We start from the raw sequence: 14,595 nt of genomic DNA, 5'->3' as shown, positions 1-14,595 counted from the left end.
AGGATATTTATGAAGAAGCTTAGAAACATGATGGTAACGATGTTGGCTGTGACGATGGTGTTTTCTTTGACAGCCTGCGGGAGCGGTTCTTCGAATGCGACCACGGCGCCAGCGGGAACCAGCGCGGATAAAACTGAGGCGGCCGCTGGAACCACTGGTGCGGAAACCGAGGCAAAGGCTCCAAGCGGCGAGGCGGAGTATAATTTTAATATCTCTGTGGATGCCAGCGACGATGAAACGATTTCGAAATATGCCCAGAAACTGAAAGAGGAATTGGAAACCCGCAGCGAGGGTAGAATTTCCGCGACTGTTTACACCAATGGAACTTTGGGCGGCGACGATGAAGCCCTTCAGAGCTGTGCGGATGGTTCTCTTGCCGTTGTCCTTAGCACCACAGCTCCCCAGGTGAATTTTATGCCGGAGCTTGCGATGTTTGACCTGCCGAACCTGTTTACCGATATCAGCCAGTTCCGGGCGCTCTTTGATAATACGGAATTTGTAACGAAACTGAATGAGATCTATGACAAGGGCGGCTTTAAATTGTTGGGTATCGCCGACTCTGGTTTCCGTGTCATGAGCTCCAATATTAAGGTGGAAAAGCTGGATGACATGAAAGGAATTAAGATTCGTACGATGAAGAATTCCAATCATATTGCGATCTGGCAGGCTTACGGAGCAAATCCGACTCCGATGGCATTTGGCGAAGTTTATATCGGACTGCAGCAAAAGACCATCGACGCCCAGGAAAATCCCATCGAAGTTTTGGTTTCCTCGAAGTTCTATGAGCAGCAGAAATATGTGATTCAGACGAATCACCTGCCTCACGCCTGTGTTTGCCTGATGAGTGGAGACATTTACAGCGATCTTCCGGAAGATTTGCAAAAAGTTGTAGAGGAAGCGGGAACGGCGGCTACGGAGTATACCAGAGAGCTTTCCGATAAGCAGAATGCGGAACAGTTGGAATTCCTGAAAACGCAGGGAGTAGAAGTGGTAACGCTTTCCGACGAGGCGCTGGCTTCTTTGAAAGACGCCACTCAGTCGGTTTATGATATGATCAAGGATCAGATCGGTGAGGATATGATGAATCTGATGCTGAGCGCAGCAGGAAAATAATAGGAGGAAACATGCCATGTTTGACCACACGAAAAATAATGAAATCTTCGAGAGAGCCTATCGGTGCATTGCCGGTGGCGTACTGTCTAATTTTAAAAAGGAAAAGTATAGTGCGCCTGTCTTTGTGAAAAGTGCGGAAGGCTGCCATATTACAGACTTTGATGGAAATGTATACTATGATTTTTCTCTTTCTGCCGGCCCAGCAATTCTTGGTCACAGCAATCAGGAATACAAAGAAGCGCTGAAACGGGAAATTGACTTACTGTATACCAATGGGGACAGCCTGATCCAGATCGAGGCGGCGGAGAAGATTCAAGAGATCATGCCTGCAGCGGAGCTGGTTCGCTTTGCGGTTTCCGGCGCAGACGCAGTGTTCAATGCGGTCCGCGTGGCAAGAGCCTACACCGGCAAGAACATGTATGTAAAGTTCAAAGGTCAGTATAACGGCGGTTTGGATTATGTACTGGGAGGAATGACAGAAAATGAGTCTGACCCGATTGCCAGCGATGCGATTGACCCGAAGGATTATTACAGCGATATGTGCTATACGGAAGGGCGGGCGGCCCATGCTTTGGATGATTGCTTTCTGATCGAGTTCAATGATCTGGAAGGAATGAGGGAACTATTCCAAAAGCATGGCGATGAAATCGCCTGCGTTGTGATGGAACCGTCGGCGTTGAATATGAACGGTTGTGTTGCAGAACCGGGCTATATGCAGGGGGTTCGGGAACTTTGCGATCAGTACCATGTGGTGATGATCTATGACGAAACTTTGACTGGTTTCCGGGTAGCTCCCGGCGGCGCTGCGGAGTATTACGGCGTAGTTCCGGATATGAGCACCTTTGCAAAAGCAGTAGGAGGCGGCTTCCCCGTTGCATTGTATACAGGGAAAAAGGAAATCATGAATGTACTTGCCGATACGAGAGTATTGGGCGTAGGGACTTATAATGGACATCCGCTGGCAGCCGCGGCGATTCTGGAGACCATTCGTCAGCTCTATGCCAATGATGGAGAGGCGTTCCGTGAGATTCGCCGGATGACGGATATGTTAAAGGAAGGTTTGCTTGCAGCGGCGAAAAAAGCCGGTGTTTCGATGATCGTCCAAGGCGTACCGGGCGCGCTTTTCCCGGTATTTACGGAAAAAGAAAAGATTATCAATCACAAGGATGCTTTGGCTCATGCAGACTTTAAGAAGCATGGCCGTTTCATGGGATTGATGAAGGAGAGAGGAATTCTTCACAACAGCCGCCTGTGCATCAGCCCGGCGCATACGGAAGAAGATATTCGTTATTGCATCCGCCAAGCAGAGGAAGCTCTGGAGATTATGGCGAAGGAAGCCTAAGATAAGGCATATCCCAATAACGGTAGAGGGATAATATATTCGTAGAAATTCATGGAAGCGTTGCGACATGGTGCTATTTTTGGCCAGTTGTAACGCTTCTATCTTAATAGGATTAGGGTGTCAAAAGGTCTCTCTGGGAAACGTGTTGGAATATTTTGTAGAGTTTCGGAGCGAGTACTTCTAGGATTTCGTAAATTTGTGAAAAGCATTCACAAAAATAAGAAACTCGCTGCGCTCAGACAGTCTTATTTTTGTTCATAAGACAAATTTTCGAAATCGAAGAAGTACGAACGCTCCTGCAAATACAAAATATTCCAACACGTTTCCCAGAGAGACCTTTTCCCGCCTGAATCTTAATAGAAAATAGAGAGGAACGAGGTTTTTATGAACGTGGAATTCAAGAATGAGAATTTGACCTATAAAACAGGGGTACCAATTCCGGTAGACGTATATAACCGGATGCGTTTGGCTTTTGGATGGACAGAAATTGATCCTGCGCAGGTGGTACGGGGATTTCAAAATTCGGACCTATTGCTTTCTGTCTGGGACCAGGATCGGCCAGTGGGAACCGCGCGGACGGTTTCCGACGGCGGGTATATGGTTCTGATCGTAGATGTGATGGTGGATCCGGAGTACCAGGGACGTGGAATCGGACGTGAGTTCATGGAACGGATTCTGACTTATTACCGGGAACACACATTGCCGGAAGAGACGCGCATGATCAATTTAATGGCCGCTTTTGGAAAAGAAGGGTTCTATCAAAAATTTGGATTTGAAGAGAGACCGAATCCCACAGGAGGCGCAGGTATGGTTCTGTGGATGCGGCCCCAGCCTGTGTAGAGATGTATCGGTTTAGGAACGGAACCCTCATTCTAAGAATAACAAGATTTAGATGGATTTATATGGAATTCTACCATATACTGTTGGATTCAGAAAAATTTAAATACAAAGAATTTCGCAGAGCGAAATTCTCCGCCTGCGGCGGGGCAGCAAAGCTGCCATTTTCCTTTCCGCCGCAGTGCGATCTATAGCGGAGCGCTTTTTGTTCTATCGGAAATTCCTTAGGAATTTCCGATAGAACAAAATATTGCTTGCGGCCGTCCGCGCCTTAGAGTATAATTATCTTTTAGCAAATAGATAGCAATCAGAGGAAACCTTTCGATGAAAGGGCGGTTAGCAATGAAGAAAAAAATTGATTTTGTAAGGATTTTCTTCTGTTTTCTGGCGGCGCTTTTTTTAGCGTCCTGCTCATCCGAAGAGAGCGGAGAGCCGAGCGGAGAGTGGCTGGAATGGAAGGCACGACAGGAGGAAAGAAGTAAAAATGGAATACCAGAGACTTTGTTAGATGAGTCGCAGATGTTAGTCGGTGGCATTTATGTCGACGAACTTTATATTGGCGAAAGGACAGTAGCAGAAGCAAGGCAGTTATTAGAAAACGATAAGATAGACAGCGGTGAGATGGAAGTCGTGATTCGCTGGCAGGAACAGGAAGAAAAGACAACTTCGGGTAAGTTGGGGCTTCATTGGGATATTGATGAACTTCTAAAACGTGCCGTTCGCTTCGGCCAATTGGGGGGACCCTTAAGGCAATACCGTGATCAAAAGGATTTAGCTATAGGGACCTTGCATTTGGAATTGGTAAAAAGTCTGGAAGAAGAAACGCTATCCGGTTTTGTGGAGGAACTTGCTGCGAAGAGAGACATCGCGCCAGTCAACGCGACGATTGATTTTACCGGCGAGCTCAAGGTGTCGGAGAGTAAAACTGGATTTGCTACAAATCAAGAAGAGACCAAAGCGGCGATACGGGCGGCTGTACTGGAAGCATATGGGAATGTTACGGTGGATGCCGTGGTAGATGTAGCGGAACCCAAGTATTCGACGGAGCTGCTGCAGCAGATTAAGGATAATATGGGTTCTCATGTCACCCAGTATCATAAAGAGGGAAATCCTCGAAAAGAGCGGGATACCAATGTGGAGGTGGCCACCAAGAATATCGACGGAACGATCGTGCTGCCTGGAGAATCGGTTTCCGTCAGTGAATTGATGAAGCCAAGGACAGAGGAAAATGGCTATCGTACCGGAAGCCAGTATGAAAACGGCCAGGTGGTAGACGCGATTGGTGGCGGCGTATGCCAGGTGTCGTCTACTCTGTATAACGCTTTGTTGAAAGCGGAGATACAGATTGATGAGAGATATCCCCATTCGATGGTGGTTTCTTATTTGACTCCGGGCCGGGATGCGGCGATTGCCGACGGTCATAAGGATTTGGTTTTTACAAACGATAAAGACGTTCCCCTTTATATTTGGGGAGTGGCGGATGGAAACGAAGTTTCTTTTATTGTTTTCGGTAAGAAAGATGTGCCGGAAAACCGGACGATTTCTTTTGAAGTGGAAGAATTGTACCGGAAAGAGTCTGAAATCGAAGTGAAATACGATTCCAGCAAACCGACTGGTTATGAAGATTACGAAGGGACGAATTCTCCGGAACTCGATGTGGCGCTCTGGAAGATTATTAAAATTGATGGGGAGGAGACGGAGCGGATCAAGATGCACACCGATCACTATGAACCTTCTGTCCAGACGCACATTATAGGAACTGGGGGAGGAGAAGAAGGAGCTTCGTAGATTTGTTTGGAAATGATTCATGTTAAGAGGGGAAAAAGAAGAAGCGTATGAAAGCATGGAAATTGGCGGCAGCCATGGCTGGCGTAGTTTTATTTTTGGGTTCTTGTGGAACAGATCTGAATACTACGGGAGATTCCGCGGCGTCTACGCCGGCCAAAACGGAAGCAGGAACGACTACGGAGGCGGAGCAGGGGACGGAATTGGCAGACGGAGAATTGTCGTTGGAGGAAAAAAGCAAGGGATTAGCGCTGCAGGTTGTTTCCGGTGATTTTGCGTCTGTGACCGCGGAATTTAACGATACATTAAAATCTTCCTTAAGCGAGGCGGATTTTCAAACGGGCTGGGAACAGGTGGTGGTGCAGGCCGGTTCTTTTGAGGAGTACTATAAAACAGAAGTAGAGGAAAGCAGCAAGGTATATCATTGCATTCTAAAATTTGAAGAGAGAGGCGTTCGTCTTTCCTTTGGCTATGACGAGGAAGGAAAGGTGCAGAGTATCTGGACCGATTTTTATGCGATACCGCCAGAGTTGGTGGAAAACGATCGATGGAAGGAGCAGGAAATCTCGATTCCTTTTACCAGTAATGGGACGGAATATTCATTGACAGGAGTATTGACTTTGCCGACAGGCGTTAAAAAGCCTCCGATCGTAGTCTTGGTGCAGGGCTCAGGGCAGAGCGATTACAATGAATCGATCCAAGAAAATCGCCCTTTCCAGGATATCGCCTGGGGATTGGCGGAGAAAGGAATTGCCTCGATTCGTTATAATAAGCGTTATTATCAATTCCCGGCTCAGGCGCCGGATGCAATTACGGTTTCGGATGAGGTTTTAGACGACGCGGCAACCGCCATTTCTTTTGCCTCCCGTTTAGAGTCAGTGGAGAGCAGCCAGATATACTTGATTGGTCATAGCTTGGGAGGAATGTTAGCTCCGAAGATTACGAAGGAGAATGCGCAGGTGGCAGGCATGATTTCTTTGGCGGGAAGTCCGCGCCATTTGGCAGATATCGTATATGACCAAAATGTGGACGCCTTGAATCAGATGGAAAATATCAATGAGCTTCAAAAGCAGGCAAGTCTGGCGCAGTTAAAACAAATGATTGATCAAGTAAAGTCCGTTTCTGATCTTACGGATACGACGGCCTTGATCGGTCAGCCGGCCAGCTATTGGGCCAGTCTAAATGAGATCGATACGGCGGCTCTTGCAAAGGAGCTGACGGTTCCAATGCTGTTTTTGCAGGGGACGGCGGACTTCCAGGTAAAAGTGGATACGGATTTTGCCGCCTGGAAAGAGGCGTTGGAGGGGCATGAAAATGCTCATTTTCAAGTATATGATGGTTTGAATCACCTGTTTATGAAAACAAACGGGAAAACGGATATCAGCGAATACGACACGCAGGGCCATGTGGACCAGAAGGTCATCGACGATATTGCCGCCTTTATTCAGGAGAATGCCATACAATGAATCAATCAAAGGAGATAGAGGAGCGACTTCGTGAGCTTCCTCTCTGTCAGTATGAATTTCTGCCGGCGGATCAAGTGCCTTTTTCCGGGCGTGTTCGGGAGATTTGTAAGCGGGAGTGCAGCCGCTATGGAAAGAGCTGGTCCTGCCCGCCGGCTGTGGGAACGTGGGAAGAATGCCAAAGGCGAGCGCTGGCTTACCGAAGCGCCTTTGTGTTTTCGACAGTAGCGGAGGTAGAGGATACGGAAAATCTGGCGGAGATGCTGGCGACCAGGGGAGATCACGAGGCGGTGGTACGCCAGGTACGAGACGTGTTTCTTCAAGTATATGGGACATGTCTAACCTTATCTTCGGAATCCTGCGACGTTTGCCAAAACTGCGCTTATCCGGAAGCCTGTCGTCATCCGGAACGGATGCTGCCCTGTATCGAAAGCTACGGCGTGGTGGTTCCTTTACTTGCCGAACAGTGCGGCATGGAATTCTCCTTCGGCGCCGGTACTGTCACCTGGTTTGGCCTGATATTCTTTGATGAGAGAATGGCTGAGGGGAAAACTTTATGAAAAGAACCAAAGCGAAACGAGAAGATATTAATCTGGTTGCTATGAGGAAAATGACGGCTTTATTGGAGTGTCTTTCTTCTTATGGTTACAAGGATCACGAACTGGAAATTTATCTGGTTCGGTTATTGTTTTGCCTTTTTGCCAGTGATGCAGGGATTTTTCCGGAGGGAGCCTTTTATTCTTACTTGGAACAGGAAAATCCGGAGGGAGCTGAGCTTTCCGAGCGATTCGCATCTCTCTTTCACGCTTTGGATACGCCTCCCCAGGAACGGGAGAACCTGCCGGAAGACGTTTGTGTATTTCCCTATGTAAATGGTCCGCTTTTTGCCGAAGTTCTTCCTGTTTTACCCTTTGATAAAGCGTTTTTTGACCTGTTGACCAGCTGTCAAACGATTGACTGGAGAACCATTTCCCCAGCGATTTTTGGAGCAATGTTTCAGGAGATTATGAATCAGGAAAAACGGAGGGAATGGGGAACTTATTATACTTCAGAAGAAAATATTTTAAAACTAATTCAGCCTCTGTTTTTGAATGCTCTTTGGGAAGAGTTTCAAAATTGCCGCGGGCGTCGGAAACGGATGGAAGCATTCCACGAAAAACTGACAAGATTAAAATTTTTTGACCCGGCCTGTGGCTGTGGGAATTTTTTAATTGTGACTTACCGGGAGATTCGTAAGCTGGAGATGGCGGTCATCCGGGAGCTCTATGATACGTCCCAGAGAGTACTGGACGTCGGATACTACTGCCGGGTTCAAATCAGCCAGTTTTTTGGCATTGAGTATGAGCCTTTTCAGGCCCAGATTGCCCAGGTTGGCCTGTGGCTGACCGATCATCAGATGAATTTGGAAGCTGCTGATTTTTTTGGCATGTACTATGCCCGGATTCCTTTGATCCAGTCGGCGGCCATCGTCCAGGGGAACGCTCTGTCTATGGATTGGGAAAGCGTGACGCCGGACAAAGAAAATTTGTATATCATTGGAAATCCGCCTTTTGTGGGAGCCCGTTTGATGAATCCGGAGCAGAAACAGGACATGCGATTGGTGTTTTCCGGTTTACGGACGGCTGGAAATATGGATTATGTGACAGCTTGGTATCGAAAAGCCGCGGAATTTATGGCAGGAACCCATGTGCGGGCTGCCTTTGTCTCCACCAACAGCATCTGTCAGGGGGAGCAAGCGGGCTTGCTTTGGGATTGCCTGACCCATGATTTTGGCATGGAGATCGATTTTGCCTGGAAAACATTTGTCTGGAACAATGAAGCCAGAGGTCAGGCCAAGGTCCACTGTATTATCCTGGGTTTTTCAGCGGCAAATTCAGAAAAGAAGCAGTTGTTTGATGGGGACGCGGTACAAAACGTCCCCCATATCAACGCCTATCTGGCGTCCGCGCCGGATGTTTTTCTAAAAAATCGGAGAAAACCATTGTCGCCGGTTCCATCTATGATTTTCGGCAGTATGGCCAACGATGGAGGACATTTGCTTTTGGATGCAGAGCAGGCTGCGCTGCTTTTAGAAGCTCACCCGGAAGCGGTGGGATGGCTGCGCCGTTTTTATGGTTCGGTAGAGTATATTGAAGATCAGGAACGGTACTGTCTGTGGCTAAAAGGGGTAGAACCGGAACGCTATGAAGCGATACCGGAGATTCGGGAGCGAGTGGAAGCAGTCCGCCGATTCCGAAGCGTAAGCCCACGGGAGGCAACCAGGTCTTTGGCGGAGTCGCCGGCCCTTTTCGGTGAGATCCGTCAGCCGGAAGAAGGAAATTATATTTTGGTTCCCAGGGTATCTTCCCAAAATCGGCCTTATATTCCGATGGGATTTTTGCCTGCCACGGCGATTGCCAGCGACGCTGCGCTGATTGTGCCGGATGCCTCGGCCGTGCTATTTGGCGTGTTGAACTCTGCAATTCATATGGCCTGGGTGCGCGGGGTGGCCGGAAGGTTAAAAAGTGATTACCGGTATTCGGCGTCTATTGTCTATAATAACTTTCCTTTCCCTGAGATGGAAGGGCCGGCGTCGGAGGCTGTGGCCCATGCCGCGGAGGAACTGCTGCGGATTCAGGAAGGGCGTAAGGGAATCGACGGCGTCTGCTTGTATGGAGCCGATACTATGCCGGAAGAATTTTTAGCGGCTCACCGCAGGTTAGATTTGGCGGTAGATCGTTTGTACGGGGAAGAGTTTTCCGGAGAGCAGGAAAGGCTTTCTTATTTGTTTGAACGCTACCTTCAATTATCAAGAACGCATACGGTCAGGACGGTGTAAAGTTTACCTGGAGCTATAAGATAGCAGCAAAATCAGAGGGGGAATCGTATTTGGGACAGGTTCGTTTGGACAAACTTTTGGCGGACGCTGGTTATGGCACTCGCAGTCAAGTGCGCCAGCTGGTACGAAAAAAGCATGTTACGATCAATGGGGAACCAGCAAAAGGGCCGGAGCAGAAAATCGATGTGGACAAAGATCAGATCTTCTGCGAGGGAAAACCAGTTTTTTACGCGGCATATGAGTATTATATGCTGAATAAGCCTGCCGGAGTAGTCTCCGCAGTGACAGATAATAGAGATAAAACTGTAGTGGAACTGATCGAAGACCGTCAAAGAAGAGATCTGTTTCCGGTGGGACGTCTGGATAAAGATACCGAAGGGCTGCTTCTTATCACCAATGACGGCATTCTGGCAAACCGGCTGTTGACGCCTGGACGTCACGTGGAGAAGACCTATTATGCCGAGGTAGACGGTCCTGTTACGCAGATGGATATCAAACTTTTTGCGGAAGGCTTGGATATCGGGGAGGAGAGGCGGACTCTTCCGGCGGTTCTCATCGTGGAGGAGAGTGGAAATGCCTGCTCGAAGGTTCAGTTGACAATTACAGAAGGAAAATTTCATCAAGTGAAGCGGATGTTCCAGGCGGTTGGGCGGAGGGTCACTTTTTTGAAACGTTTGACCATGGGAAGTTTGACGTTGGATGAAGCTCTGGCGCCAGGAGAGTACCGGAAACTGACGGAGGGAGAAATTCTGGCTTTAAAGAAGCAGGGACTCTCCACTTAAGGCGTGTATGCTCTTGTTCATAGAAGATAATCTTATGAACGGAAATCAGGAGGTAAGCAGATGCAGTATACAAATCGATACCAATCCTCAATGGGCTCTATTACGCTGGCGAGCAATGGAGACGAATTAACCGGCCTGTGGTTTGATGGACAAAAATATTTTGCGGATACGTTGTCAAAGGAGTGGGAAGAACGGGAATTACCGATATTTCAGCAGACGCGAAAGTGGCTGGATATTTATTTTCGCGGGGAGGAGCCGGATTTTACCCCGCCGTTAAAGCTAGATAGTTCGCCGTTTCGGCTCTCGGTCTGGAAGATTTTGATGCAGATTCCATACGGGCAGCTTTTGACGTATGGAGAGATCGCGAAAAGGATTGCCGGAGAATTTGGCAGAGACCATATGTCCGCCCAGGCGGTGGGCGGCGCGGTTGGGCATAATCCCATCTCGATTATTGTTCCCTGTCACCGGGTCGTTGGCAGCAATGGCAGTTTGACTGGATACGCCGGAGGTATCGATAAGAAAATACAGCTGCTTACTTTGGAAAAAGTGAATATGGAACCGCTTTTTATGCCGAAAAAAGGGAGCGCACTGTGATTCTGTGCGCTCCCTTTTCTAAGTTTTAATCCCGAATCAGTTTCTTCAGATCTATGTAGAACCGAGGGTAGGAGATGCTGACGCAATCTTTTCGTGTGATCGTGATTTCCCCTTCGCAGTTTAAGGCGGCGATCGAGAAACTCATGGCGATACGGTGATCGTTGTGGCTGTCGATAACGGCTCCGTGGAGCGGACGGCCGCCATGAATAATCATACCATCGTCGGTTTCTTCAATATCCGCGCCCATGGCGCTTAAATTGTCCACGATAACCCGGATACGGTTGGACTCTTTTACCTTTAGTTCCGCCGCGTCGCGGATAATCGTAGTACCTTTTGCGAAGCAGGCCAGCACGGCGATCATCGGCAGCTCGTCGATCAGACGAGGGATAATTTCCCCTTCAATGGTAACGCCCTGTAATTCGGAATGGCGGACCACGATATCCGCACAGGGCTCTCCGCTGATTTTTAGATTCTCATAGGTGAGATTCGCTCCCATCTGTTTGCAGACAGTTAGGATGCCGTCCCGCGTATGGTTGATACCCACGTTCCGCAAAACAACTTCCGAGCCGGGAACGATCAGCGCCGCCGCCAAAAAATACGCGGCGGAGGAGATGTCTCCAGGCACGTCGATTTTTTGACCATATAGTTCTTTGACTCCCTGGACCGATGCAGTGGTTCCAGAAGAGGAGATTTTTGCTCCAAAGGCGCTCAGCATCAATTCCGTGTGGTTCCTGGAAAGAGCAGGCTCTGTGACGGAGGTATCCCCCTCGGCGTAAAGTCCGGCCAGTAAGATGGAGGATTTTACCTGAGCAGACGCTACCGGTGAATCATAGTGAATTCCCGTCAGCGGGCTGCCGGAGATGCGAAGCGGAACGCAATCATTTCCCAGGACGGACGTAATGTTCGCCCCCATCTGGGAGAGCGGCTTGATGATCCGGCGCATCGGGCGGGTTTTTAGAGAAGAATCTCCGACCATCGTAGATGTAAAGCTTTGAGCGGAAAGGATTCCGGACATGAGACGGGTGGTCGTACCGCTGTTGCCGCAGTCCAGAATTTGGCTGGGGGTTTTTAGACCGCGGAGTCCATTTCCATGAACCAGAATACGGTCGTGGGTTCCTTCAATCTCTACGCCCATTTTACTGAAACAAGCGATGGTAGACAAGCAGTCTGCACCGCGGAGAAAGTTATTGATTTCTGTGGTGCCGCTGGCAATGGCGCCGAGCATAACGCCACGGTGAGAAATCGATTTATCTCCGGGGACAATGATTTCCCCGTGGAGTCCTTTTTTAATATGATAAATCATAGGAATGTCCTCACAATCTGTAGCTATTCCGACTGGACGACGGGATAGTTAAAATCTCTTATGCGTCGTGGAATCGGCGCGTCTAATATACCGAGTATGATTTTAGCACGTTAATGCGCGAGCGTCAACACTTTTTTCTTACTTTTGTCCAGAAAAATTTCGAAATCTTATTGAAATTTCTTGTTATTTTTAGTAAAATATAAAAAGGGTATTCCAAAGTATCGAATACGAATAAGGAGGAGCTATATAATGAATGTTTACCAGACCAAACAAATCCGTAATGTAGCTGTGCTTGGCCACGGCGGCTGTGGAAAGACGACGATGGTAGAGGCCATGGCTTATATCACCGGCGTCACGAATCGTATGGGTAAAGTCTCCGATGGAAATACCATCAGCGATTTCGATAAAGAGGAAATCAAGCGTCAGTTCTCTATTAGCACCAGTGTAGTTCCCATTGAATATAACGGAATTAAGTTCAACTTCTTGGATACGCCTGGATACTTTGATTTTGTCGGCGAGGTGGAGGAAGCTATGAGCGTGGCCGGCGCGGCTGTCATCGTGGTGAACGCCAAGTCCGGTGTGGAAGTCGGCACGCAAAAAGCTTGGGAGCTTTGTAACAAATACAACCTGCCCCGCGTTATTTTTGTAACCAATATGGATGATGATAACGCCAGCTATAAAAACGTGGTAGCACATTTGCAGGTCCTTTATGGAAGCCGGATTGCTCCCTTCCATCTTCCCATCCGTGAAAATGAAAAATTCGTTGGCTTTGTCAACGTGGTAAATATGAAAGGCCGTCGGTTTACAGAAAAGAGCCAGTATACGGAGTGCGATATCCCGGATTATTCCATGGAAAACCTTGAAAAAGTACGGGAAGCCCTGATGGAAGCGGTGGCGGAGACCAATGAAGAGTACATGGATCGCTATTTCTCCGGAGAGGAATTCACCTACGATGAGATTCGCCAGGCTTTGAATCAGCATGTACGCAGCGGCGATATGGTTCCTGTTTTGGTCGGAACTGGTATCAATGGAAACGGATGCCAGATGCTTTTGGAAATTTTGGAGATGTACTGCCCTGGCCCTAACGATAACTTTGTCAGCGGCGTAAATACAAAGACGGGCGAAGGTTTTTCCGCAGATTACAATGAGGAAAAGCCGTTCTCCGCGAAGGTGTTTAAGACGATTGTCGATCCGTTTATCGGAAAATATTCCTTAATTAAAGTGTGTTCCGGTATGCTGAAAGCAGACAGCACCGTTTACAATGTCAGCCGTGAAACCGAAGAAAAGGTTGCTCGTCTGTACGTATTGCGCGGCAAAGAGGCGATCGAGGTAAAAGAGCTGCATTCCGGTGATATCGGAGCGATTGCCAAATTGGCGGTTACGGAGACCGGCGATACGCTGGCTACTAAGGAAGCGCCGATTTCCTATGACCGTCCGGACATTTCGCAGCCCTTTACGTATATGGCATATAAAGCGAAGAATAAAGGGGATGAGGACAAGATTGCCGGCGCTCTTTCGAAGTTGATGGAAGAGGATTTGACCTTAAAGAATGTCAATGACAAAGAGAACCGTCAGCTGCTTCTGTACGGAATTGGCGATCAACAGTTGGAGATCGTGGTCAGCAAGCTTTTGAGCCGCTATAAAGTAGAGATCGAACTGGCAAAGCCGAAGATGGCCTTCCGCGAGACGATCCGCGGTAAGGTAAAGGTACAGGGCAAGCATAAGAAACAGTCCGGCGGACATGGACAGTATGGCGACGTTACCATCGAGTTTGAACCCTCCGGCGATTTGGAGAAGCCTTACGTGTTTGAAGAGAAGATCGTCGGCGGCGTAGTGCCGAAGAATTACTTCCCTGCGGTGGAAAAGGGCATTCAGGAAATGGTTGTCAAGGGACCGTTGGCCGGTTATCCGATCGTGGGATTAAAAGCGACGCTGGTATTTGGTTCTTACCATCCAGTAGATTCTTCGGAGATGGCTTTCAAGTTAGCGACGATCTTAGCCGTGAAAAATGCTTTTGCCGATCCGGCCTCAAAACCGGTTCTCTTAGAGCCGATCGCCTCCTTGAAAGTGAAGGTTCCGGATAAGTTTACCGGCGACGTGATGGGCGATTTGAATAAGCGCCGCGGCCGCGTACTGGGAATGAACCCGGATCACAGTGGAAATCAGATTATCGAGGCCGATATTCCGATGTCTGAGTTGTTTGGGTACAACACGGATCTTCGTTCGATGACCGGCGGTATCGGAAGCTACGCTTATTCGTTCAGCCGCTATGAGCAGGCGCCGACCGATGTACAAGAGAAAGAAATCGCGGCCCGCGCGGCAGCGAAGGATGCGGAATAATAGAAAACATTGGAAACTGTTTATTCAACCGGCGTGACAGGTGTCACGCCGGTTGTGTTGCGCTCACATTTCGTTTAAAAAGCTGGCTGAATTCAATAGTTTTTCTGGAATTAGACTTGATAGCCACGAAAAATCGTGCTATACTAACGGCGGTCATGCGAAGCCGAACACCCATGCCGATAGGATTGCTTGGTTCGTTGCTTCGCAGGAATAGAAGG

The 14,595-nt window shown here is 48.5% G+C and carries 11 protein-coding genes; 10 read left to right on the top strand and 1 reads right to left on the bottom strand.

Annotation, left to right across the window (positions count from 1 at the left end; translation table 11 throughout):
• The first annotated feature begins 9 nt into the window (after positions 1 to 9).
• The 9 genes from dctP (at position 10) to ACCC71_RS07835 (ending at position 10,734) form a co-directional block, all read left to right on the top strand.
• Positions 10 to 1,113, top strand: coding sequence for a TRAP transporter substrate-binding protein DctP (gene dctP, locus ACCC71_RS07875; RefSeq protein WP_434309083.1), 1,104 nt, complete (start codon positions 10 to 12; stop codon positions 1,111 to 1,113).
• 16 nt (positions 1,114 to 1,129) lie between these two features.
• Entirely contained in the window at positions 1,130 to 2,455 is a 1,326-nt protein-coding gene (locus ACCC71_RS07870; protein WP_434309082.1) for an aspartate aminotransferase family protein, read from the top strand.
• A 384-nt stretch (positions 2,456 to 2,839) separates the two neighbouring features.
• Positions 2,840 to 3,295 (top strand): GNAT family N-acetyltransferase, encoded by a 456-nt coding sequence (locus ACCC71_RS07865; RefSeq protein WP_434309081.1) that lies wholly within the window; start codon positions 2,840 to 2,842, stop codon positions 3,293 to 3,295.
• A 339-nt stretch (positions 3,296 to 3,634) separates the two neighbouring features.
• Entirely contained in the window at positions 3,635 to 5,080 is a 1,446-nt protein-coding gene (locus tag ACCC71_RS07860; RefSeq protein WP_434309080.1) for a VanW family protein, read from the top strand.
• 47 nt (positions 5,081 to 5,127) lie between these two features.
• Entirely contained in the window at positions 5,128 to 6,543 is a 1,416-nt protein-coding gene (locus ACCC71_RS07855; protein WP_434309079.1) for an alpha/beta hydrolase, read from the top strand.
• Positions 6,540 to 7,100 carry a DUF2284 domain-containing protein gene (locus ACCC71_RS07850; protein ID WP_434309078.1) on the top strand — a complete coding sequence of 187 codons (561 nt, stop codon included), beginning with the start codon at positions 6,540 to 6,542 and terminating at the stop codon, positions 7,098 to 7,100. Before ACCC71_RS07855 ends, ACCC71_RS07850 begins: the two co-directional genes overlap by 4 nt.
• The gene (locus tag ACCC71_RS07845; RefSeq protein WP_434309077.1) at positions 7,097 to 9,358 is read left to right on the top strand and encodes a class I SAM-dependent DNA methyltransferase; all 2,262 of its coding nucleotides are present in this window, start codon (positions 7,097 to 7,099) and stop codon (positions 9,356 to 9,358) included. The genes ACCC71_RS07850 and ACCC71_RS07845 overlap by 4 nt, the downstream gene beginning before the upstream one ends.
• A gap of 50 nt (positions 9,359 to 9,408) precedes the next feature.
• Positions 9,409 to 10,140 carry a pseudouridine synthase gene (locus ACCC71_RS07840; RefSeq protein ID WP_434309076.1) on the top strand — a complete coding sequence of 244 codons (732 nt, stop codon included), beginning with the start codon at positions 9,409 to 9,411 and terminating at the stop codon, positions 10,138 to 10,140.
• A 60-nt stretch (positions 10,141 to 10,200) separates the two neighbouring features.
• Positions 10,201 to 10,734, top strand: a complete 534-nt coding sequence (locus ACCC71_RS07835; RefSeq protein WP_434309075.1) for a methylated-DNA--[protein]-cysteine S-methyltransferase — start codon at positions 10,201 to 10,203, stop codon at positions 10,732 to 10,734.
• A gap of 25 nt (positions 10,735 to 10,759) precedes the next feature.
• Here ACCC71_RS07835 and aroA read toward each other — a convergent pair whose 3' ends face one another.
• Positions 10,760 to 12,037 (bottom strand): 3-phosphoshikimate 1-carboxyvinyltransferase, encoded by a 1,278-nt coding sequence (gene aroA, locus ACCC71_RS07830; protein ID WP_434309074.1) that lies wholly within the window; start codon positions 12,035 to 12,037, stop codon positions 10,760 to 10,762.
• A 249-nt stretch (positions 12,038 to 12,286) separates the two neighbouring features.
• Between aroA and ACCC71_RS07825 the strand changes: the two genes are divergently transcribed.
• Positions 12,287 to 14,377 carry an elongation factor G gene (locus ACCC71_RS07825; protein ID WP_434309073.1) on the top strand — a complete coding sequence of 697 codons (2,091 nt, stop codon included), beginning with the start codon at positions 12,287 to 12,289 and terminating at the stop codon, positions 14,375 to 14,377.
• Positions 14,378 to 14,595: the final 218 nt, after the last annotated feature.

The sequence above is a fragment of the Hominifimenecus sp. rT4P-3 genome (assembly GCF_051055405.1).
Classification (GTDB): Bacteria; Bacillota; Clostridia; order Lachnospirales; family Lachnospiraceae; genus Pseudolachnospira.
This window is presented reverse-complemented; position numbering and strand designations above follow the sequence as displayed.

What these genes read in the sequence shown, in the direction of transcription:
- dctP (WP_434309083.1), top strand. Translation starts at nt 10, where the DNA reads ATGAAGAAGCTTAGAAACATGATGGTAACGATGTTGGCTGTGACGATG.
- ACCC71_RS07870 (WP_434309082.1), top strand. Translation starts at nt 1,130, where the DNA reads ATGTTTGACCACACGAAAAATAATGAAATCTTCGAGAGAGCCTATCGG.
- ACCC71_RS07865 (WP_434309081.1), top strand. Translation starts at nt 2,840, where the DNA reads ATGAACGTGGAATTCAAGAATGAGAATTTGACCTATAAAACAGGGGTA.
- ACCC71_RS07860 (WP_434309080.1), top strand. Translation starts at nt 3,635, where the DNA reads ATGAAGAAAAAAATTGATTTTGTAAGGATTTTCTTCTGTTTTCTGGCG.
- ACCC71_RS07855 (WP_434309079.1), top strand. Translation starts at nt 5,128, where the DNA reads ATGAAAGCATGGAAATTGGCGGCAGCCATGGCTGGCGTAGTTTTATTT.
- ACCC71_RS07850 (WP_434309078.1), top strand. Translation starts at nt 6,540, where the DNA reads ATGAATCAATCAAAGGAGATAGAGGAGCGACTTCGTGAGCTTCCTCTC.
- ACCC71_RS07845 (WP_434309077.1), top strand. Translation starts at nt 7,097, where the DNA reads ATGAAAAGAACCAAAGCGAAACGAGAAGATATTAATCTGGTTGCTATG.
- ACCC71_RS07835 (WP_434309075.1), top strand. Translation starts at nt 10,201, where the DNA reads ATGCAGTATACAAATCGATACCAATCCTCAATGGGCTCTATTACGCTG.
- aroA (WP_434309074.1), bottom strand. Translation starts at nt 12,037, where the DNA reads ATGATTTATCATATTAAAAAAGGACTCCACGGGGAAATCATTGTCCCC.
- ACCC71_RS07825 (WP_434309073.1), top strand. Translation starts at nt 12,287, where the DNA reads ATGAATGTTTACCAGACCAAACAAATCCGTAATGTAGCTGTGCTTGGC.